Here is a 16461-nt window from a genome sequence, read left to right as displayed (position 1 = left end):
GGCGCGGGGTGACACCGGGTGACGGTGCCACCCCGCGCCGCCCTGCATAGGCGGGACGCGTCGGCAACCCGCTCCCCCGGCACGTGAAGTAGCTCCCAACAGGGGCGTCCGTATCGCCCCAGGAGTGGCCGTTGCGTGTGAGGATGGGAGCATGTCGCACGGCGAGGAACTGTTCTCTCTCGGCGGGGATGTGACCACGGAGCCCAGCTTCGAGTCCGCCCTGCGAGGGTACGAAAAACGGCAGGTCGACCGGTATGTCGCTCGTGCGGAGCACGAGATCTCGGCGTTGGCGGCCGAACGGGAACAGGCCTACACCCAGATCCACAAGCTGGCCGGTCAGGTCGAGGTGCTCCAGCGTGACCTCGCCCAGGTCCGTAAGCAGGTCGGCGTGGTCGACCGGGCCGCGTTCCGTCATCTGGGCCCCCGGGTGGAGCAGATCCTCGCTCTGGCCGAGGAGCAGGCCGAGGACATTCTCGGTGCCGCCCACGAGGAGATCGAGGCGCGCCGGGCCACCGCCGAACACATCATCGACGAGGCGCGCGCCGAGGCCGCCAAGGCGCTCAAGGACTTCGAGATCGCGCTGGCCACCCGGCGGGCCGAGGAGGAGCGCCAGGCCGCCGCCCGTAAGGCGGAGTCCGAGGCCGCCGCCCGGGCCGCCCGCGAGGAGGCCGCCCGGCTGCGCAAGGTCGCCCAGGAGGCGCTGGCCAAGGCCGAGCAGGAGGCCACCCAGCTCCGCGACGCCGCCAAGGAGATCCACACCCGGGCCCAGCAGGAGGCGACCAAGCTCCGCGAGGCGGCCCGCGAGGTGCACGCCACCGCCCAGCAGGAGGCCACCCAGCTCCGCGACGCCGCCAAGGAGGTGCACGCCAAGGCGCAGCAGGAGGCCAAGCGACTGGTCGACCAGGCCACCGAGGCGGGTCGCGCCACGCACGCCAAGGCCCAGCAAGAGGCCAAGCAGATCATCGACGACGCCGCCACGGCCGGTCGCGCCACGCGCGACAAGGCCCGCCAGGAGGCCGATCGGCTGACCGCGCAGACCACCGAGGCCGCCCGTCGCACCCGCACCGAGACCGAGGCGTACGCGCAGCGCATGCGCACCGAGACCGAGGCGTACGTGCAGCACGCCCGCGCCCAGGCGCAGCAGGAACTGGGTGCCTGGCGGGCCGGGGTGGAGAAGGAGGTCAACGGCCGGCGGGAGGCGGCGGACCGGGAGCTGGCCGAGCGACGGGCGACCGCCGAGCGTGAGTTCACCGGCCGTCGCGAGGAGCTGGAGAAGCAGTACACGACGCGCAACGCCGAGCTGGACGAGCAGTTCCGGGCCCGTACCGTCGAGTTGGAGTCGGGTTTCGAGACCCGCCGCACCGAGCTCGAATCGCAGTACACCACCCGGAAGAACGAGATCGAGCAGGGCGCCGACGCGATCCGCCGGGCCGCCGAGGAGGAGGCCGCGACGGTACGCGCCGAGGCCGAGGAGCGGGCCACCGCGCTGCTGCGCGACGCCGGCACCGAGGCGGCCGACAAGCGCCGCGAGGCCGACGAGTACGCCACCGTCACCCGCCGCGAGGCCGACGAGCACGTCACCGGTGCGCGCCGCGAGGCCGACGAGTACGTCGCCTCCTCCCGCCGCCAGTTCGAGGAGTACGCCGCCACCACCCAGCAGCACCTGGCCACCACGCAACAGCACCTGGCCGCGACGCAGCAGGAGGCGGCGGCGAGCCGCCAGCAGCTCGCCCAGGTGATGCTGGAGATCGCCAAGGCTCAGCAGCAGCTCGCCGACCTGCGTCAGGAGACCTGGAAGTCCCGGCAGGAGTCCGACGACCTGCAGCGCAAGCTGCTCGACCTGCGGCTGACGGCGGCGACGGGCCCCGACGGTCCGGGTGCTCCCGCCACCGTGGCCGCGCCCGCCCCGGCCGCCGCCATGGCCGCCTCCACCACGGGTGCCTCCGCCACCACCGCGTCTGTCCCGGCTGCCTCCGCCACGGCGCCGGTCGCCGTCAACGGCAACCGCCCGATCAACGGCGTCGTCGGTGCGGCGAGCGGACCGGGTGGCGCGGCCGACACCGCCACCAGGCCCGCGATCGCAGGTGACGACGGGTCGGCGGCCACGGGTGGCGACGGACCGGCCACGGGGCCCGCGACCGCAGGTGACGACGGACCGGCCACGGCGTCGGCGACCACGGACGACGACGGGCCGGCGACGAAGCCGGTCGCGGAGCCGGTCACCACGGTCGAGGACGCGACGGCGAAGCCGGCCACCGAGCCGACCTCGGTCGACGGCAGTACGGCGAGCGCCGGTGTGGACGGCGAACCGACGGTGGCGGCGGTGCCCGGCACCGGCGGACGCAGCGCCACGCCGACGAAGATCACCAGCACCGGCGAGAACGGCAAGCGCCCGACCAAGCCGACCACTGACGAACGCAGCGCCAAGCCGAGCAAGGTCACCTCGGACTGAGCCGGATGCGGGGCGACGCGGCCCTGCCCCGGCCCGCCGAGGGCTGAACACCGCGCCGCGTCCCGAACTCCGGCTTCCGGCACCCGGTAAGGCACCTACCACCCGGCACCCGATGCTCAGCACCCGGTGCTCGGTGCCCGGTGCTCGGTGCTCGGTGCTCGGTGCTCGGCGGTCAGAGTGAGTCGGGGCGGCGGTGGGCGATCGGTCGACGGGCCGCGCCCCAGGCGACGAACCGGTCGAACAGCGTCCGGGGTTCAGGGCCGTCGTGCGGGTTCAGGTGGTACAGGTCCCGCATCGCCTCGTACATCAGACCGGCCAGATAGATGGTGAGGCCGGCGCTGTTGGCGTCGTACTCCATCCGGAGCAGCAGGCGGGCCTCTCCGCAGGGCCACGGCTGCCCGTCGGCGCGGCAACACCAGGTCGGCCGGAGCGGGGTGTGCGGGGGCCGACTGCCGACGGAGCGGGGGCGCTCGGGACGGGGACCGTCACCCGGTACGGGCAGGCGTGTCGTGATCATGACCGGCCGCCCGGCGAACTGCCCTTCGCCCGCCACCTCGTCGGGCACTGGCAACGCTGACTGCGCACATCGACCTCCCTCGGGAAAGCCCGGACACACCTGCCGCTCACGCGACGACGGATGCGGCCAGGACTGCGGGAGGGGCCGCCCACGCGGGGGGAAGGCGGGGGCGGCCCCGGCCTGGCCCAGCCCGCGCCCCCTCGGCTACGAACCAGTCCGGCATGGCTGACAGTCTGCTGAGCAAACCACTACTGTCGGAAGGCATCGAGGCTGGTCGTCGTACCGCTGCGAAGTCCCGCCCCCGACCGGAAATCCCGAGCGTTTCTCGGGCGCAGACTGTGGAGGCACTGTGGAGGGAACGACGGCGGACCTGATCCGGGCGCAGCTTCGCCGACTGCGCGTGGCCGCCGGGCTCAGTCAGGAGGAGTTCGGCAAGCAGGTGCACTACTCGCCGTCGATGGTCTCGGCCGTCGAGACCGGCAGCCGACCGTACGACCGGTCGTTGCTCGCCCGCGCCGACGAGGTGCTGCGCTCCGGCGGGCTGCTGGTCGCGTTGCAGCGGATCGCCGAACGGGAGGGACAGCCCTCGTGGTTCCTGCCGTGGCTGGACGCCGAACGCATGGCCCGGCAACTCCGGGTCTTCCAGCCCACGCTGATCCCGGCCCTGTTGCAGACCGAGGGCTACGCCCGCGCGGTGATCCGCTGCGACGACCTGCTCAGCGACGAGGAGGTGGACCGGCGGGTCGCCGCCCGGCTGGACCGGCAGACCGTCCTCACCCAGCCGGAGCCGCCGCAACTCATCGCGGTCGTCGACGAGGCCGTCCTGCATCGGAGGGAGGAGCGCTTCTGGCCTGTCATGGTGCACCAGATCGAGCACCTGATCGCCTGCGCGGAGCGAACCCAGGTCAGCATCCACGTCGTCCCGCTCGGGGTCGGGGTGCACATCGGGCTCTCCGGTCCGTTCTCGCTGGCCCGCAGCGAGGAGGGCGGCTGGGTGGCGATCATGGAGAACCAACTGACCGCCACGCCGACCGACAGCGAGACGGACCTGGCTACGCTGTTGGCGCGCTGGGAGACGGTGCGCAACGAGGCGCTGTCTCGCCAGCAGTCGATCGAACTCCTCGACAGGGTGGCGAAGTCATGGACCTGAACGGCGCGACCTGGCGCACCGCCAGCCGCAGCGGCAACACCGACTGCGTGGAGGTGGCCGACAACCTGCCCGGCGTGGTCGCGGTCCGCGACAGTAAGGACCGGCAGGGCCCGGTGCTCGCATTCGCCCCGCAGATCTGGCGCTCGTTCATCCGGCAGATCAAACAGCGCTGAGCCGGTGGCAACCGCGAGGGTGAGCGACCACGCGGGTCGGTGACCAGCAGCAAAGCCCCACCGCCCTGGTCGAGTCATCCCGGCCCACGAGCGGTCGGGCGGCTCAGCAGCCCCCGATACGACGCATCTGCTGGCTCGGTCCGCCGACCCCGCATTACCCTGCCGAGCAGGATCCGACGGCCAGCGAGGCTAGGCGGGACCGACACGGCTCAGGCAGCGATCAGCCCGGGCCAGAGCGGGGAGACCGAATGGCGCAGGACGGGCCGGAGCAGCCCGAACGAGAGCAACCCAAACGTGAGCAACCAAGGGCGGGCCAGCACGACAGCGCGAGCCAGGACGACAGGGACCAGCCCCGAGCGGGCCAGCGTGCCGGGGAACAGCCTACGGCGGGGCAGCCCAGGGCGATGGCGGTGAGCTCCGACCACGAGAGCTCGTCGACTGCCGAGATGGCCAGGGAAGCGTCGGCCTCCGGGGCAATGGACGGTCCGGCCGGAGTGGAGGCGGGTCGGTTCGGTACGCCGGGGCGACCGCTGCGGCGCAACAGCTTCCTGGTCGGGTTCACCGGTGCGCTCGGCGTGCTGCTCGCGTACGCCGTCTATCTGGGGTTGCGCAACGCGGCCGGGATGGTCGTGCTGGTGGTCATCGCGCTGTTCCTCGCGGTGGGCCTGCACCCGGCGGTCGTGCGCCTGCGGTCGTGGGGGGTGCCGCGCGGCCTGGCCGTGGCACTCGTGGCGCTCGTCGTGGTGGCGCTGCTGAGTGCGGGCGTACTGGCCCTGGTGCCGCCGATCGTCACCCAGACGACGCAGTTCATCGACCAGTTGCCGAGCTACCTGGAGTCGTTGCGTCGCAACGAGACGGTCAACGATCTGGTGGAACAGTTCGACCTGATGCGGCGGGCGCAGGAGTTGGCCAGCGCCGACGTGGTCGGTCGGGCGCTGGGCGGTGTGCTCGGCGGTGCCCAGTTCCTCTTCGGCACGCTGTTCCGGGTGCTCACCGTGCTGGTGCTGACGATCTATTTCCTGGTCTACTTCGACCGGATGCGCGACCTCGCGTACGCCCTGGTGCCGCGCTCGCGTCGGGAGCGGGTGCAGCTCATCGGGGACGAGATGCTGACCAAGGTCGGCGCGTACATGGTCGGCGCGCTCTCCATCGCCGTGCTGGCCGGTGTCGCCGCCTTCGTCTTCGCGCTCGCGGTGGGCCTGCCGTACCCGTTCGCGCTCGCCGTGGTCGTGGCGATCACGGACCTCATCCCGCAGATCGGCGCGACGCTCGGCGCGGTGGTCGTCAGCCTGGTCGGGTTCGCCACCGAGCCGTCCGTCGGCATCGCCTGCATCGTGTTCTTCGTGATCTATCAGCAGATCGAGAACTACCTGCTCTACCCCAAGATCATGCGTCGGTCGGTGCACGTCAACGAGGTGGCGGCACTGGTCGCCGCGCTCCTCGGGGTGTCACTGCTCGGGGTCATCGGCGCGCTGATCGCCATCCCGACGGTCGCCGCGATCCAGATCGTCCTGCGCGAGGTGGTGATCCCCCGCCAGGATCGCCGCTGACCGGCAGGACTCAGTCGGCGCGACGCTGCTCCGGGCCGGTGACCGGGGTGTCGGCGAAGGCGGCCACCGTGCGGTCGGCGTACGCGCTGGCGTCGCCGGTCTCCATCGGACCGTCCCAGGTCGTCGGCAGCGGCACCGGCACCGCCGGGTTGACCCGCCGGACCACCTCGTCCAACACCGTCTCGGCGTCTCCGACCCAGAGGTGCTTCGCCCCCGGCACCCCGACCACTTCGGCCTGCGGCACTGCGGCGAACCGCTCGCGGGCCTGCTCGGGGCGGAGGTAGTCGTCGAACTCCGGCACCAGCGCGGTCAACGGTCGGCCCGACTCGGCCCAGTGAGCCAGGTCGGCCGGCTCGGAGAAGCGCAGCGGCGGGGAGAGCAGGATCGCGCCGGACACGGCCGGGTCACCGCCGTACTTGAGCACCAGGTCGGTGCCGAACGACCAGCCCAGCAGCCAGATGTTCGGCAGCTCGTGGAACTCGGCGTACTCGATGGCGGCGACCACGTCGTACCGCTCGCCGACGGCCGAGTCGAAGCTGCCCTCGCTGGTGCCGCGCACGCTGCTGGTGCCTCGGGTGTTGAACCGCAGCACGGCCAGGTCGGCCAGCGCGGGCAGTCGCCAGGCCGCCTTGCGGAACACGTGGCTGTCCATCATTCCGCCATGGGTGGGCAGCGGATGCAGGCAGACCAGGGTGGCCACCGGCTCGCGGTCGGCCGGGCGGGCCAGCTCACCGACCAGCCGCAGTCCGTCCGCGGTGTGCAGTTCGATGTCCTCCCGGCGGCCGGGCAGGATCGACGACGCGCGAATGGGTGCACTCACTCCCCCATCCTCCCGTCCCACCGGCCCGGCCGCGCGGGCAGGTGACAAAGATCGCCGGAAGGCGGGTACAGGCTGCCCGCGCCGCCGCAACGGGCGACTCGGCAACCCGGCGACCCGCGACCCGGCGACCGGCGACCGGCAACCCGGCGACCGGCGACCGGCAACCCGGCGACGGGCGACGGGCGACTTGGCGACCCGGCGGCCGACGACGGACGTGCGCCGGCGTTCAGCCGTGGCGGGGGGCGCTGCGGCCGCGCTGGATCCCCGGTGTCCGCCGGTCCCGGGCGCGCCAGCAGCCGGTGTGCCAGTGCCGCCGGTCGGTCAGGTCGCCCCGGTCGTCGGCCGGCCAGGCGACCAGATGCGCCACGCCGGGCCGGATCTCCTGGTCGCAGCCGGGACAGCGGTACGTCTTGGTCGACCCACCGCCGCTGATCGCGCGTACCTGCCAGTCGCCGTCCCGCCACTGCTGCACCGAGGCGACTCCGTGCCGGGCACGTTCGGCGTCCAGACGCGTGTCGTCGTCACGGCGGGGACGGTTGCGACGAGGGCTCACATCACCCAGCGTAAGGCCGGGTGGCACCGTGCTTCGCGTCGGCTGGCCGGCGCTGCGGTTAGCAGGGGACCCTTCCTATACCGCAGGCGTTAATAAGGTGCCCTTCCTTTCTCAGCGGAAGCCGCGCCCGGTGCGGTCGCCGAGGTGACCGGCGGTCACCAACTGCTCCAGCAGTGGGGCCGGGGCGAAGCCTGGATCGCGCAGTTCCCCGTACAACCGCCGCTGGACGGCCAGCGCCACGTCCAGACCGACCGCGTCGAGCAGGGCGAACGGGCCGACGGGGTAACCGCAGCCGAGCCTCATGGCGTGGTCGACGTCGTCGGTGCCGGCGTAGCCGGCCTCCAGCATCCGCACCGCGTCGTTGAGGTACGGGAACAGCAGCGCGTTGACGATGAAACCGGCCCGATCGGCGCAGACCACTGCGGTCCGCCCCAGCGTGGCACAGACCGCCCGCGCGGTGTCCACCACCTGGTCCGAGGTCCGGATGGTCCGCACGATCTCGACCAGCGGCGTCGACGTGCCCGGGTGCACGAGGTGCAGGCCCACCACGTCGTCCGGCCGCCCGGTCGCCATCGCCAGGTCGATCACCGGCAGCGCGGAGGTGGTGGTGGCCAGCACGGCGCCCGGCTTGCAGACTGCGGCCACCTCGGCGAGGAGGGCCTTCTTGACGTCGAGATCGTCGGCCACCGCCTCGACCACCAGATCGGCGTCGGCCAGCGCCGTCGACGCCGTCGACCAGGTGATCCGGCCGAGGGCGGCGACACGGTCGGCCTCGCTCACCCGGTCGGGGGCGACGTTCTCGTCCAGTGCGGTCCGCACCGCCGCACCGGCCGTCGTGGGGTCCCCGGATCCGGGGCCGACCGCGACGACCTGGTATCCGGCGGCGGCGAAGACCGCGACGAGCCGGTGCGCCGACGCGCCTGCTCCGACCACGCCGACGGTGCGTACCGGGTCGGTGGGTGCCTCGCCGGCCGGTGCCGGCGTCCGTGCGTCGGGCACGACGGTGCCGGAGCCGGGCCGCTCGTAGGTGTAGAAGCCCCGGCCGGACTTCCGCCCGAGCAGCCCGGCGGTCACCATCTGGCGCAGCAGTGGTGCCGGGGCGTGTCGGCGGTCCCGGCCGCCACGGCGGTACATGGTGTCCAGGACCTCGTAGGACGTGTCCAGCCCGATCAGGTCCATCAGGGCCAGCGGGCCCATCGGCAGTCCGCAGCCGAGCTTCATCGCGACGTCGATGTCCTCGCGGGTCGCGTACCCCGCCTCGACCATCGCGACGGCGTGGTTGAGGTAGCCGAACAGCAGCGCGTTGGCGACGAAGCCGGCCCGGTCGCCGATGGTGACGTCGACCTTGCCGAGTCGCCCGCAGAGCGCCTCCACGTCGCTCACCACGTCGTCGGCGGTGACGACCGTGCGCACGACCTCGACCAGCTTCATCACCGGTGCCGGGTTGAAGAAGTGGATGCCGATCACCTGTTCGGGCCGGCCGGTGGCGACCGCGATCTCGGTGACGCTCAACGACGAGGTGTTGGTGGCGAGGACGGCCTCGGGCCTGCAGATCCGGTCCAGGTCGGCGAAGAGCCGCCGCTTCAGGTCGAGGCGCTCGGGTACCGCCTCGATCACCAGGTCGACCGCGTGCAGCGCGTCCAGCCCGACGGCGAAGGTGACCCGGCCGTGCAGGGCGTCCCGGTCGGCGGCGGCGAGCCGGCCCTTGGCCACGGCCCGGTCGGTCGAGCGGGTCAGCGTGGCCCGGCCACGGTCCAGGGCGTCGTCGGTGATCTCGACGGCCACCACGTCGACGCCGCTGCGGGCGAAGACCTCGACGATGCCGGCACCCATGGTGCCCAGACCCACCACACCCACGCTGGTGAACTCGCGCGCCACGCCCGGCCTCCCCTTGTCCGCGGAACCGGCGACCGGACTTTAACGGTCGCTCAGGTCATGCGCGCGAGTCTGCCACGTGGCGCGGGCCTGTCCAGACGCGGTGGGGTTTGTCACCGCGCCGGGCACAGGTCGGCGGTCGGGCTCAGGCCAGCGGCCGGGTGCAACAGGTCAGGAGCCGCCGGTGATGGCGCGTGTGGAGGGCGCGACCGGCAGCGGCAGCGTCGGTCGCCGCTCCTGGCGCGGCACCCCGAAGCTGAAGCCCACCGGGTCGGTGAGCGCCACCCCCGGGTCGAAGAACCGCAGGTCGGTACGACCGATCCGGACCACGTCGCCGTCGCTGAGCCGGGTCAGCTCGGTGATCCGGCGTTCGTTCACCCAGGTGCCGTTCGTCGAGCCGAGGTCCACCAGGGACACCCCCTCGCCGGCCAGCCAGATCTCGGCGTGCCGACGACTCAGATGCGGATCGTGCACGACGATGTCGACCGCCGGATCGCGGCCGATCACCTGCGGCTGACGACGCAGCCGGAACCCGAGCCCGCGCATGGGCCCGGCGGCCACTGTCAGCAGCGGCATCAGTTGCGGATATTCCTCCATGGACAGTCGGACCTCCACCCCGCGCGGCCACCCCCGCGTCAGCCTGCCACCACCGGGCGGCCACCTCCACCACCCGGCCAGTCATCACCGAGTAACCGGCCGGACACCTTCCGTTCGACCCTTTCGGTGGACAGGGCACCTGCCTTCCGGCGAAAACTGCTGCTCAGTCCGATTCAACCATCCGCCGCCCAGCCCGCTCGGCCCCGCACCACTCCCCTACCTGTGAGTAATATTCGGGTCTAGACTCCCGTCATGACGGCTCCCCACCGCCCCGGCACCCCGACGATCGAGGGCGGCCACCTGATCTCGACCAACCCGGCCACCGGCGACGAGGCGGGACGCGTACCGGTCGCCACCGGCGTGGAGGTGGAGCGCGCCGTCGCGAACGCCCGCGCCGCCGGCCTGTGGTGGGCCGGTCTCGGCTTCGACGGGCGGCGGGAACGGCTGCTGCGCTGGCGGCGGCTGCTCGCGCAGCGGATGGAGACGCTGGCGGAGCTGGTCCACGCCGAGGGTGGCAAGCCGATCGCGGACGCGCTGGTCGAGATCGTGACCGCGGTGGAGCACGTCGACTGGGCGGCGAACAACGCGCGCCGGGTGCTCGGCGCCCGCCGGGTCCGCTCCCGGCTCATCCTGGCCGAGTTCTCGGCCCACCTGGAGTACCAGCCGTACGGGGTGGTCGGGGTGATCGGGCCGTGGAACTACCCGGTCTTCACCCCCATCGGCTCCGCCGCGTACGCGCTGGCCGCCGGCAACGCCGTGGTCCTCAAGCCGAGCGAGTACACCCCGGTGGTCGGGCAGTGGCTGGTCGACACGTTCGCCGAGGTGGTGCCCGAGCAGCCGGTGTTCAGCGCGGTGCACGGCCTCGCCGACGTGGGCGCGGCACTGTGCCGGTCCGGCGTCGACAAGCTCGCCTTCACCGGCTCCACCGCCACTGCGAAGAAGGTGATGGCGGCCTGCGCCGAGTCGCTGACCCCGGTGCTGTTGGAGGCTGGCGGCAAGGACGCGATGATCGTCGACGCGGACGCCGACCTGGACGCCGCCGCCGAGGCCGCCGTCTGGGGTGCGATGACCAACGCCGGGCAGACCTGCATCGGCATCGAGCGGGTCTACGCGGTGGAGCCGGTCTTCGACGCGTTCGTCGACAAGGTGGTCGAGCGGGCGGGCCGCCTCACCGTGGGCCCCGACGACGCCGACGTCGGCCCGATCACCATGCCCAGCCAGCTCGACGTCATCCGACGGCACATCGACGACGCGCTGACCCGGGGCGGACGCGCCGCCCTCGGCGGCCGGGACGCGGTCCGGCCGCCGTATGCGCACCCGACCGTGCTGGTGAACGTGCCCGAGGACTCTGCGGCCGTACGCGAGGAGACCTTCGGCCCGACACTGACCGTCAACCGGGTGCGGGACGCGGACGAGGCGCTCGCCCGGGCCAACGCCCTGCCCTACGGTCTGGGCGGTTCGGTCTTCGGGCGGCGTCGGGCGGTGGCGATCGCCCGTCGACTCCGGTCCGGCATGGCGTCGATCAACTCGGCGCTCACCTTCGCCGGCATGTCCACCCTGCCCTTCGGCGGGGTCGGCGAGTCGGGGTTCGGCCGGATCCACGGCGAGGACGGGCTGCGCGAGTTCGGCCGGGCCAAGGCGGTGACCCGTCGCCGGGGCCGGACGCTCCTGCCGTCGACCACCTTCGACCGCACCCCTGCTGACGTGGCCCGTCTCGTCAAAGCGGTCAAGGTGCTCTACGGCAGGTGACCAGGCGGTCCGAAAGCCGCCACTGTCGGAAAGCCGATCATCGTCGGCTTCGATACGGGACAGAGGTTTAGCGTCGGTAGCCGCGACGGTACATTCCGTTAAATGCGCCCCCATCGATTGCGATTCCATCTCGTCGACAAGGACGGCTCATGGGCCGCGCGGCAACGCCAACGCCGCGCCGAATGGCTGGTCCGCACGTTTCCCCGGCTGTCCGAGATGAACGTGATCGACCTTGGTGGACGCCTCGGCACCTGGAACCGCGCGGCCGTCCGGCCGGCCCGCGTACACGTGGTCAACCTGGAGCGACCCGCCGTCGACGTGCCCGAGTGGGCCGAGGTCGACCAGGCCGACGCCTGCGACCTGCCGGCCCACATCACCGGGCGCCGCTACGACCTGGTCTTCTCCAACTCGGTGCTGGAACACGTGGGTGGACACGAGCGCCGGCTGCGGTTCGCCGAGGCGGTGCACACGCTGGCCGAGCGGCACTGGGTGCAGACGCCGTACCGCTACTTCCCGATCGAGCCGCACTGGATCGCCCCGGGCATGCAGTTCCTGCCGGTACGCCTGCGCACCGCGGTCGCCCGGCGCTGGCCGCTCGGGCACAAGGCCACCCACTCCCACGACGCGGCCATCCACCAGGTGCTCTGGACCGAGCTGCTGGACCGGTCCCAGATGCGGCACTACTTCCCGCAGTCCCGCATTCTGATAGAACGGGTCGGCGGCCTGCCGAAGTCGCTGATCGCGGTCCGCACCACGATCCCCCGCCAACGCACCACCTGACCGCGCCGCCGACCCTAGGACGACGGCGGCGGGACGGGCGGAGACGGCGGAGTTCCGGGCCGCCCCTCAGAACAGGGTCAGTTCGTCGCGCTCGATGCCGCGCAGCCGGTCGTAGTCGACCACCACGCACCGGATGCCGCGATCCCGGGCGAGCACCCGCGCCTGCGGCTTGATCTCCTGCGCGGCGAAGACGCCGGCCACCGGTGCGAGCAACGGATCGCGGTTGAGCAGTTCGAGGTAGCGGGTGAGCTGCTCGACGCCGTCGATCTCGCCCCGGCGCTTCACCTCGACCGCGACCGTGCCCTGGTCGGCGTCGCGGCAGAGCAGGTCGACCGGCCCGATGGCGGTCATGTACTCGCGGCGGACCAGCGTGTACCCCTCGCCCAGCGTCTCCGGGTTGGCGGCCAGCAGCTCCTGCAGGTGTGCCTCCACCCCGTCCTTGCGCAGCCCCGGGTCGACGCCGAGTTCGTACGAGGTGTCCTGGAAGATCTCCTCCAGGGTGATCCGCAGTTCCTCACCGGCCTTGTTGACCACCCGCCACACCCCGGGCGCCTCCTCCAGCCGACAGGGCGGGCTCATCCAGTTCAACGGCTTGTAGGCCCGGTCGTCGGCGTGGATGGACACCGAGCCGTCCGCCTTCACCATGAGCAGCCGGGTGGCCGGCGGCAGGTGGGCCGAGAGGCGTCCGACATAGTCCACCGAGCATTTCGCAATCACCAACCGCACCCGACGAGGGTAGCGGAGAGGCCGGGCATCGCCGCCGAGCGGCACTGGCGCGCCGGTGCCATGCTGAGATGGTGCTCGAAGTGCTGACCGGTACCGGCCTCGCCGCCTCGGCGGGGCTCAACGCCTACATCCCGCTGCTGTTGATGGGCGGTCTGGCCCGTTTCACCAGCGTCATCGACCTGCCCGGCGGCTGGCAGTGGCTCGGTAACGACTGGGTGCTGGGCATCCTCGCCGTGCTGCTCGTCGTCGAGGTCGTCGCGGACAAGGTGCCGGTGGTGGACCACGTCAACGACCTGGTGCAGACGGTGGTCCGCCCGACCGCCGGTGGGCTGGCCTTCGGTGCCGGCTCCGCCTCGGAGACGGTGACGGTCAGCGACCCGGACAGCTTCTTCACCGACGGCGGCCAGTGGCTACCGGTCGTCGTCGGGGTGTTGATCGCGCTCGGCGTACACCTGCTCAAGTCCGCCGCCCGGCCGGTCATCAACGCCACCACGGCCGGTTTCGGCGCCCCGGTGGCGAGCACCGCCGAGGACGCGACCAGCGTGGTGATGTCCCTGGTGGCGATCGTGCTGCCGGTGCTGGTGCTGGTGTTCCTGGTCGCGTTCGCCCTCTATCTGCCGTGGTTCCTGCGCCGACGCGCGGACCGACGCCGGGAACGCCAGGCCGCCCGGGACGCCGGCTTCCGGGTCTGATCCCGGGTACGCGGGGCAGACCGGTTGCGTAGTGGATCTACGCTGCCCCGCATGACGTACCACCCGACTCCGGTCCCGCCCCGCAACAACCGCCCGCTGAGGATCGTGCTCGTCGTGGTGGGGGTGGTCGTCGCCCTCTGCTGCCTGGGCGGTGCGGTCGGCGGCTGGTTCCTCTACCAGACCGTGCAGGACGCGGTCGGTCCGGCCCGCAGCGCCACCGGCGAGTATCTGGACGCCCTCCGGGACGGCGACCACCAGCGCGCCTACGACCGTCTCTGCCAGCGGCAACGCGACGAGGTCACGGCGGACGAGTTCGCCCGGCAACGGCAGGCGATGCCGAAACTGGTGGAGTACGACATCACCGGGATGCGGGTCTCCACCAACAACGGCCGGACCACCGGGGCCGCGTCGGTACGCCTGGAGACGGCCAACGGCGAGACGAACGAGTCGATCAGCCTGCTCCGCGAGGACGGCGAGTGGCGCGTCTGCCCCTGAGGACCGGCGAATCGGTCCAGGCCAGCCCTCCGAAAGCCTAAAATTAGGGCAAATCAACGGAGGAGGGTGGGTCATGACCGCAGCGATGGAGATGCCCCGGGTCCAGGAGTGCGTGGTGTCCGCCTGCGCGTACAACCACACCGGCGACTGCAACGCCTTCGCCATCACGATCGGCAGCATGGACCACGCGCACTGCCACACGTTCATCGAGATGCCGGCCGTCCGCGCCGGCATCGACGGCCAGGTGGCCCAGGTGGGCGCGTGCCAACGGGCCGACTGTCGGCACAACCAGCAGTTGGAGTGCCAGGCCCCGTCGATCAAGGTCGGCCCGGACGCCGACATGGCCGACTGCATGACGTACAGCCACCGCTGATCGGCCTCCGGGTGGCGTCCGCCGGGCGGACGGACCCGGAACTGTGCAGAACCGCACAGCGGAACGACGGTGACGCCCGGGTCCGAGTCGCCCGTGACGGGGAGGAACCACCACCCCCCGGTGCGGACGGCTGACCCGGGCGCCCCGCACACTTGACGGCATGAGTGACGACGTCGCGATCCACGTCCGGGGCCTGCGCAAGGCGTACGGCGACAACGTCGCCGTGGCCGATCTGGACCTCGACGTCCAGCGGGGCGAGGTGTTCGCTCTGCTCGGCCCGAACGGCGCCGGCAAGACCACCACCGTGGAGATCCTGGAGGGCTACCGGCAGCGCGACGCCGGTGAGGTACGCGTACTGGACGCCGACCCCTCCTTCGCCCACGGCTCCCGGTCGGGCGGATCCCGCGCACCGGGCCGCTCGGTGCGCGACTGGCGGGGTCGGGTCGGCATCGTGCTCCAGGGCACCGGCGAGTTCGACGAGCTGACCGTGGCCGAGGTGGTGCACCACTTCGCCGGCTTCTATCCCGACGGCGACGACCCGGACAAGGTGATCGACCGGGTGGGGCTGACCGCCAAGGCCGGCGCCCGTACGCACACCCTCTCCGGCGGGCAGAAGCGTCGCCTGGACGTGGCGCTGGGCATCATCGGCCGTCCCGAACTGCTCTTCCTCGACGAGCCGACCACCGGTTTCGACCCGGAGGCCCGCCGCGAGTTCTGGGAACTGATCCGGGACCTCTCCGCGGCCGGCACCACCATCGTGCTCACCACGCACTACCTGGACGAGGCCGAGGCGCTCGCCGACCGGGTGGGCGTCATCGCCGGCGGCCGGCTGGTCGAGGTCGCCGTACCCGCCGAGCTGGGCAACCGGCAGGACGCGCTGGCCACGGTCTCCTGGCGTACCCCGGAGGGCACGTCGGAGAGCGCGCAGAGCGCGACGCCGACGGCGCTGGTGGCCGAACTGGCCGCGCGTTTCGGTGGCGAGGTGCCCGGCCTGACCGTCACCCGGCCCACGCTGGAGGACATCTACCTGCGGATGATCGGACACTCATGACCACCACCACCCGACCGGACGCCCCGGTCGCCGCCCCCGCCACCCGCCGCCCCGGACCCGGCGGTCTCGCCCTGCGCCAGGGCCGCATGGAGATCCGGCAGTTCCTGCGCAGCCGGGAGTCCGTCGTCTTCACGCTGGGCTTCCCGATCATCATGGTGCTGATCTTCGCGTCGATCTTCGACGGCGACCTCGGCGAGGGTGTCAGCTACACGCAGTACTTCATCACCGGAATGATCGCCACCGGCCTGATGACGGTCAGCTTCCAGAACCTCGGCATCTGGATCCCGATCGAGCGGGACCGGGGCGTGCTCAAGCGGTACCGGGGCACGCCGATGCCGAAGTGGGTCTGGTTCGCCGGCAAGGTGATCATGGTGCTGGTGACCGGCGTGGTGATGACCGCACTGCTGCTCACGGTCTCGGTGCTGCTGTTCGACCTGAGCCTGCCGACCACCGCGACCGCCTGGGTCACCTTCGGCTGGGTCAGCGCGCTGGGCATCACCGCCTGCACCCTCTGCGGCATCGCCATCTCGTCCCTGGCCCGTACGGCACGCAGCGGCTCGGCCGTGGTCACCCCGGTCGCCCTGGTGCTCCAGTTCATCTCCGGGGTGTTCTTCGTCTTCACCAACCTGCCGAGCTGGATGCAGCAGGTGGCGGCCATCTTCCCGCTCAAGTGGATGTGCCAGGGGCTGCGGGCGGTGTTCCTGCCGGAGAGCTTCGGCGCCAACGAACCGGGTGGTTCGTTCGAGCTGACCCGGGTCGCGCTGGTGCTGGGCGCCTGGTGCGTGATCGGCCTGGTGCTCTGCCTGACCACCTTCCGCTGGACCACCCGCCGCGACGGCTGAGGTGCAAGGAAGGGCACCTTGTTAACGCCTGCGGTAGAGCAGGGGTCCCCTGCTAACAACCCGGCA

17 protein-coding genes are annotated in these 16461 nt (G+C 71.9%); 11 read left to right on the top strand and 6 right to left on the bottom strand.

Going from position 1 to position 16461, the window contains the following annotated elements; all coding sequences use genetic code 11:
* Positions 1-151: 151 nt before the first annotated feature.
* A complete protein-coding gene (locus ABZ738_RS04010; RefSeq protein WP_357210770.1) occupies positions 152-2452 on the top strand; it encodes a hypothetical protein in 2301 nt (766 codons plus the stop codon).
* A gap of 172 nt (positions 2453-2624) precedes the next feature.
* On the opposite strand, the gene ABZ738_RS04005 is transcribed toward ABZ738_RS04010, so the two are convergent.
* Positions 2625-2969 carry a hypothetical protein gene (locus ABZ738_RS04005; RefSeq protein ID WP_131056397.1) on the bottom strand — a complete coding sequence of 115 codons (345 nt, stop codon included), beginning with the start codon at positions 2967-2969 and terminating at the stop codon, positions 2625-2627.
* A gap of 349 nt (positions 2970-3318) precedes the next feature.
* On the opposite strand from ABZ738_RS04005, the gene ABZ738_RS04000 reads away from it, so the two are divergent.
* From ABZ738_RS04000 to ABZ738_RS03990, 3 genes are all read left to right on the top strand, one after another.
* Positions 3319-4119 (top strand): helix-turn-helix transcriptional regulator, encoded by an 801-nt coding sequence (locus ABZ738_RS04000; protein ID WP_131056395.1) that lies wholly within the window; start codon positions 3319-3321, stop codon positions 4117-4119.
* Entirely contained in the window at positions 4110-4292 is a 183-nt protein-coding gene (locus tag ABZ738_RS03995) for a DUF397 domain-containing protein (protein ID WP_131056393.1), read from the top strand. The genes ABZ738_RS04000 and ABZ738_RS03995 overlap by 10 nt, the downstream gene beginning before the upstream one ends.
* Positions 4293-4738: 446 nt before the next feature.
* On the top strand, positions 4739-5842 hold the full coding sequence (locus ABZ738_RS03990) for an AI-2E family transporter (RefSeq protein WP_236145967.1): 1104 nt from the start codon (positions 4739-4741) through the stop codon (positions 5840-5842).
* Positions 5843-5852: 10 nt separating this feature from the next.
* Here ABZ738_RS03990 and ABZ738_RS03985 read toward each other — a convergent pair whose 3' ends face one another.
* The 4 genes from ABZ738_RS03985 to ABZ738_RS03970 form a co-directional block, all read right to left on the bottom strand.
* Positions 5853-6662, bottom strand: coding sequence for an alpha/beta hydrolase (locus tag ABZ738_RS03985; protein ID WP_131056390.1), 810 nt, complete (start codon positions 6660-6662; stop codon positions 5853-5855).
* A 226-nt stretch (positions 6663-6888) separates the two neighbouring features.
* Positions 6889-7215 carry a hypothetical protein gene (locus tag ABZ738_RS03980; RefSeq protein ID WP_131052243.1) on the bottom strand — a complete coding sequence of 109 codons (327 nt, stop codon included), beginning with the start codon at positions 7213-7215 and terminating at the stop codon, positions 6889-6891.
* A 111-nt stretch (positions 7216-7326) separates the two neighbouring features.
* Positions 7327-9093, bottom strand: coding sequence for a 3-hydroxybutyryl-CoA dehydrogenase (locus ABZ738_RS03975; RefSeq protein ID WP_357210763.1), 1767 nt, complete (start codon positions 9091-9093; stop codon positions 7327-7329).
* Positions 9094-9261: 168 nt separating this feature from the next.
* Positions 9262-9666 (bottom strand): FHA domain-containing protein, encoded by a 405-nt coding sequence (locus ABZ738_RS03970; RefSeq protein WP_236145640.1) that lies wholly within the window; start codon positions 9664-9666, stop codon positions 9262-9264.
* 273 nt (positions 9667-9939) lie between these two features.
* Between ABZ738_RS03970 and ABZ738_RS03965 the strand changes: the two genes are divergently transcribed.
* Both ABZ738_RS03965 and ABZ738_RS03960 read left to right on the top strand, forming a co-directional pair.
* The gene (locus tag ABZ738_RS03965; RefSeq protein WP_357210760.1) at positions 9940-11436 is read left to right on the top strand and encodes an aldehyde dehydrogenase family protein; all 1497 of its coding nucleotides are present in this window, start codon (positions 9940-9942) and stop codon (positions 11434-11436) included.
* A gap of 102 nt (positions 11437-11538) precedes the next feature.
* On the top strand, positions 11539-12216 hold the full coding sequence (locus tag ABZ738_RS03960; protein WP_357210757.1) for a class I SAM-dependent methyltransferase: 678 nt from the start codon (positions 11539-11541) through the stop codon (positions 12214-12216).
* Between the two features lie 66 nt (positions 12217-12282).
* Here the strand turns inward: ABZ738_RS03960 and nucS are convergent, their stop codons facing one another.
* The gene (gene nucS / locus ABZ738_RS03955) at positions 12283-12942 is read right to left on the bottom strand and encodes an endonuclease NucS (protein WP_131052248.1); all 660 of its coding nucleotides are present in this window, start codon (positions 12940-12942) and stop codon (positions 12283-12285) included.
* Between the two features lie 71 nt (positions 12943-13013).
* Here nucS and ABZ738_RS03950 point away from each other — a divergent pair, with 71 nt between their 5' ends.
* The 5 genes from ABZ738_RS03950 (at position 13014) to ABZ738_RS03930 (ending at position 16395) form a co-directional block, all read left to right on the top strand.
* Positions 13014-13634 carry a DUF4126 domain-containing protein gene (locus ABZ738_RS03950; RefSeq protein ID WP_131052268.1) on the top strand — a complete coding sequence of 207 codons (621 nt, stop codon included), beginning with the start codon at positions 13014-13016 and terminating at the stop codon, positions 13632-13634.
* Between the two features lie 51 nt (positions 13635-13685).
* Entirely contained in the window at positions 13686-14129 is a 444-nt protein-coding gene (locus tag ABZ738_RS03945) for a DUF4878 domain-containing protein (protein WP_131052249.1), read from the top strand.
* Between the two features lie 73 nt (positions 14130-14202).
* On the top strand, positions 14203-14502 hold the full coding sequence (locus ABZ738_RS03940) for a DUF1540 domain-containing protein (protein WP_131052250.1): 300 nt from the start codon (positions 14203-14205) through the stop codon (positions 14500-14502).
* 160 nt (positions 14503-14662) lie between these two features.
* On the top strand, positions 14663-15553 hold the full coding sequence (locus ABZ738_RS03935) for an ABC transporter ATP-binding protein (RefSeq protein WP_357210753.1): 891 nt from the start codon (positions 14663-14665) through the stop codon (positions 15551-15553).
* Positions 15550-16395 carry an ABC transporter permease gene (locus ABZ738_RS03930; RefSeq protein ID WP_131052252.1) on the top strand — a complete coding sequence of 282 codons (846 nt, stop codon included), beginning with the start codon at positions 15550-15552 and terminating at the stop codon, positions 16393-16395. Before ABZ738_RS03935 ends, ABZ738_RS03930 begins: the two co-directional genes overlap by 4 nt.
* Positions 16396-16461 lie beyond the last annotated feature (66 nt).

It is taken from the genome of Micromonospora sp. NPDC047793, assembly GCF_040642635.1.
Classification (GTDB): Bacteria; Actinomycetota; Actinomycetes; order Mycobacteriales; family Micromonosporaceae; genus Micromonospora.
This window is presented reverse-complemented; position numbering and strand designations above follow the sequence as displayed.

Bases quoted from the DNA above. Each gene is read 5' to 3' on its own strand.
- ABZ738_RS04010 (WP_357210770.1), top strand. From the start codon at position 152: ATGTCGCACGGCGAGGAACTGTTCTCTCTCGGCGGGGATGTGACCACG.
- ABZ738_RS03995 (WP_131056393.1), top strand. From the start codon at position 4,110: ATGGACCTGAACGGCGCGACCTGGCGCACCGCCAGCCGCAGCGGCAAC.
- ABZ738_RS04005 (WP_131056397.1), bottom strand. From the start codon at position 2,969: ATGATCACGACACGCCTGCCCGTACCGGGTGACGGTCCCCGTCCCGAG.
- ABZ738_RS03945 (WP_131052249.1), top strand. From the start codon at position 13,686: ATGACGTACCACCCGACTCCGGTCCCGCCCCGCAACAACCGCCCGCTG.
- ABZ738_RS03965 (WP_357210760.1), top strand. From the start codon at position 9,940: ATGACGGCTCCCCACCGCCCCGGCACCCCGACGATCGAGGGCGGCCAC.
- ABZ738_RS03930 (WP_131052252.1), top strand. From the start codon at position 15,550: ATGACCACCACCACCCGACCGGACGCCCCGGTCGCCGCCCCCGCCACC.
- ABZ738_RS03990 (WP_236145967.1), top strand. From the start codon at position 4,739: ATGGCCAGGGAAGCGTCGGCCTCCGGGGCAATGGACGGTCCGGCCGGA.
- ABZ738_RS03940 (WP_131052250.1), top strand. From the start codon at position 14,203: ATGACCGCAGCGATGGAGATGCCCCGGGTCCAGGAGTGCGTGGTGTCC.
- ABZ738_RS03970 (WP_236145640.1), bottom strand. From the start codon at position 9,666: ATGCCGCTGCTGACAGTGGCCGCCGGGCCCATGCGCGGGCTCGGGTTC.
- ABZ738_RS03935 (WP_357210753.1), top strand. From the start codon at position 14,663: ATGAGTGACGACGTCGCGATCCACGTCCGGGGCCTGCGCAAGGCGTAC.
- ABZ738_RS03960 (WP_357210757.1), top strand. From the start codon at position 11,539: ATGCGCCCCCATCGATTGCGATTCCATCTCGTCGACAAGGACGGCTCA.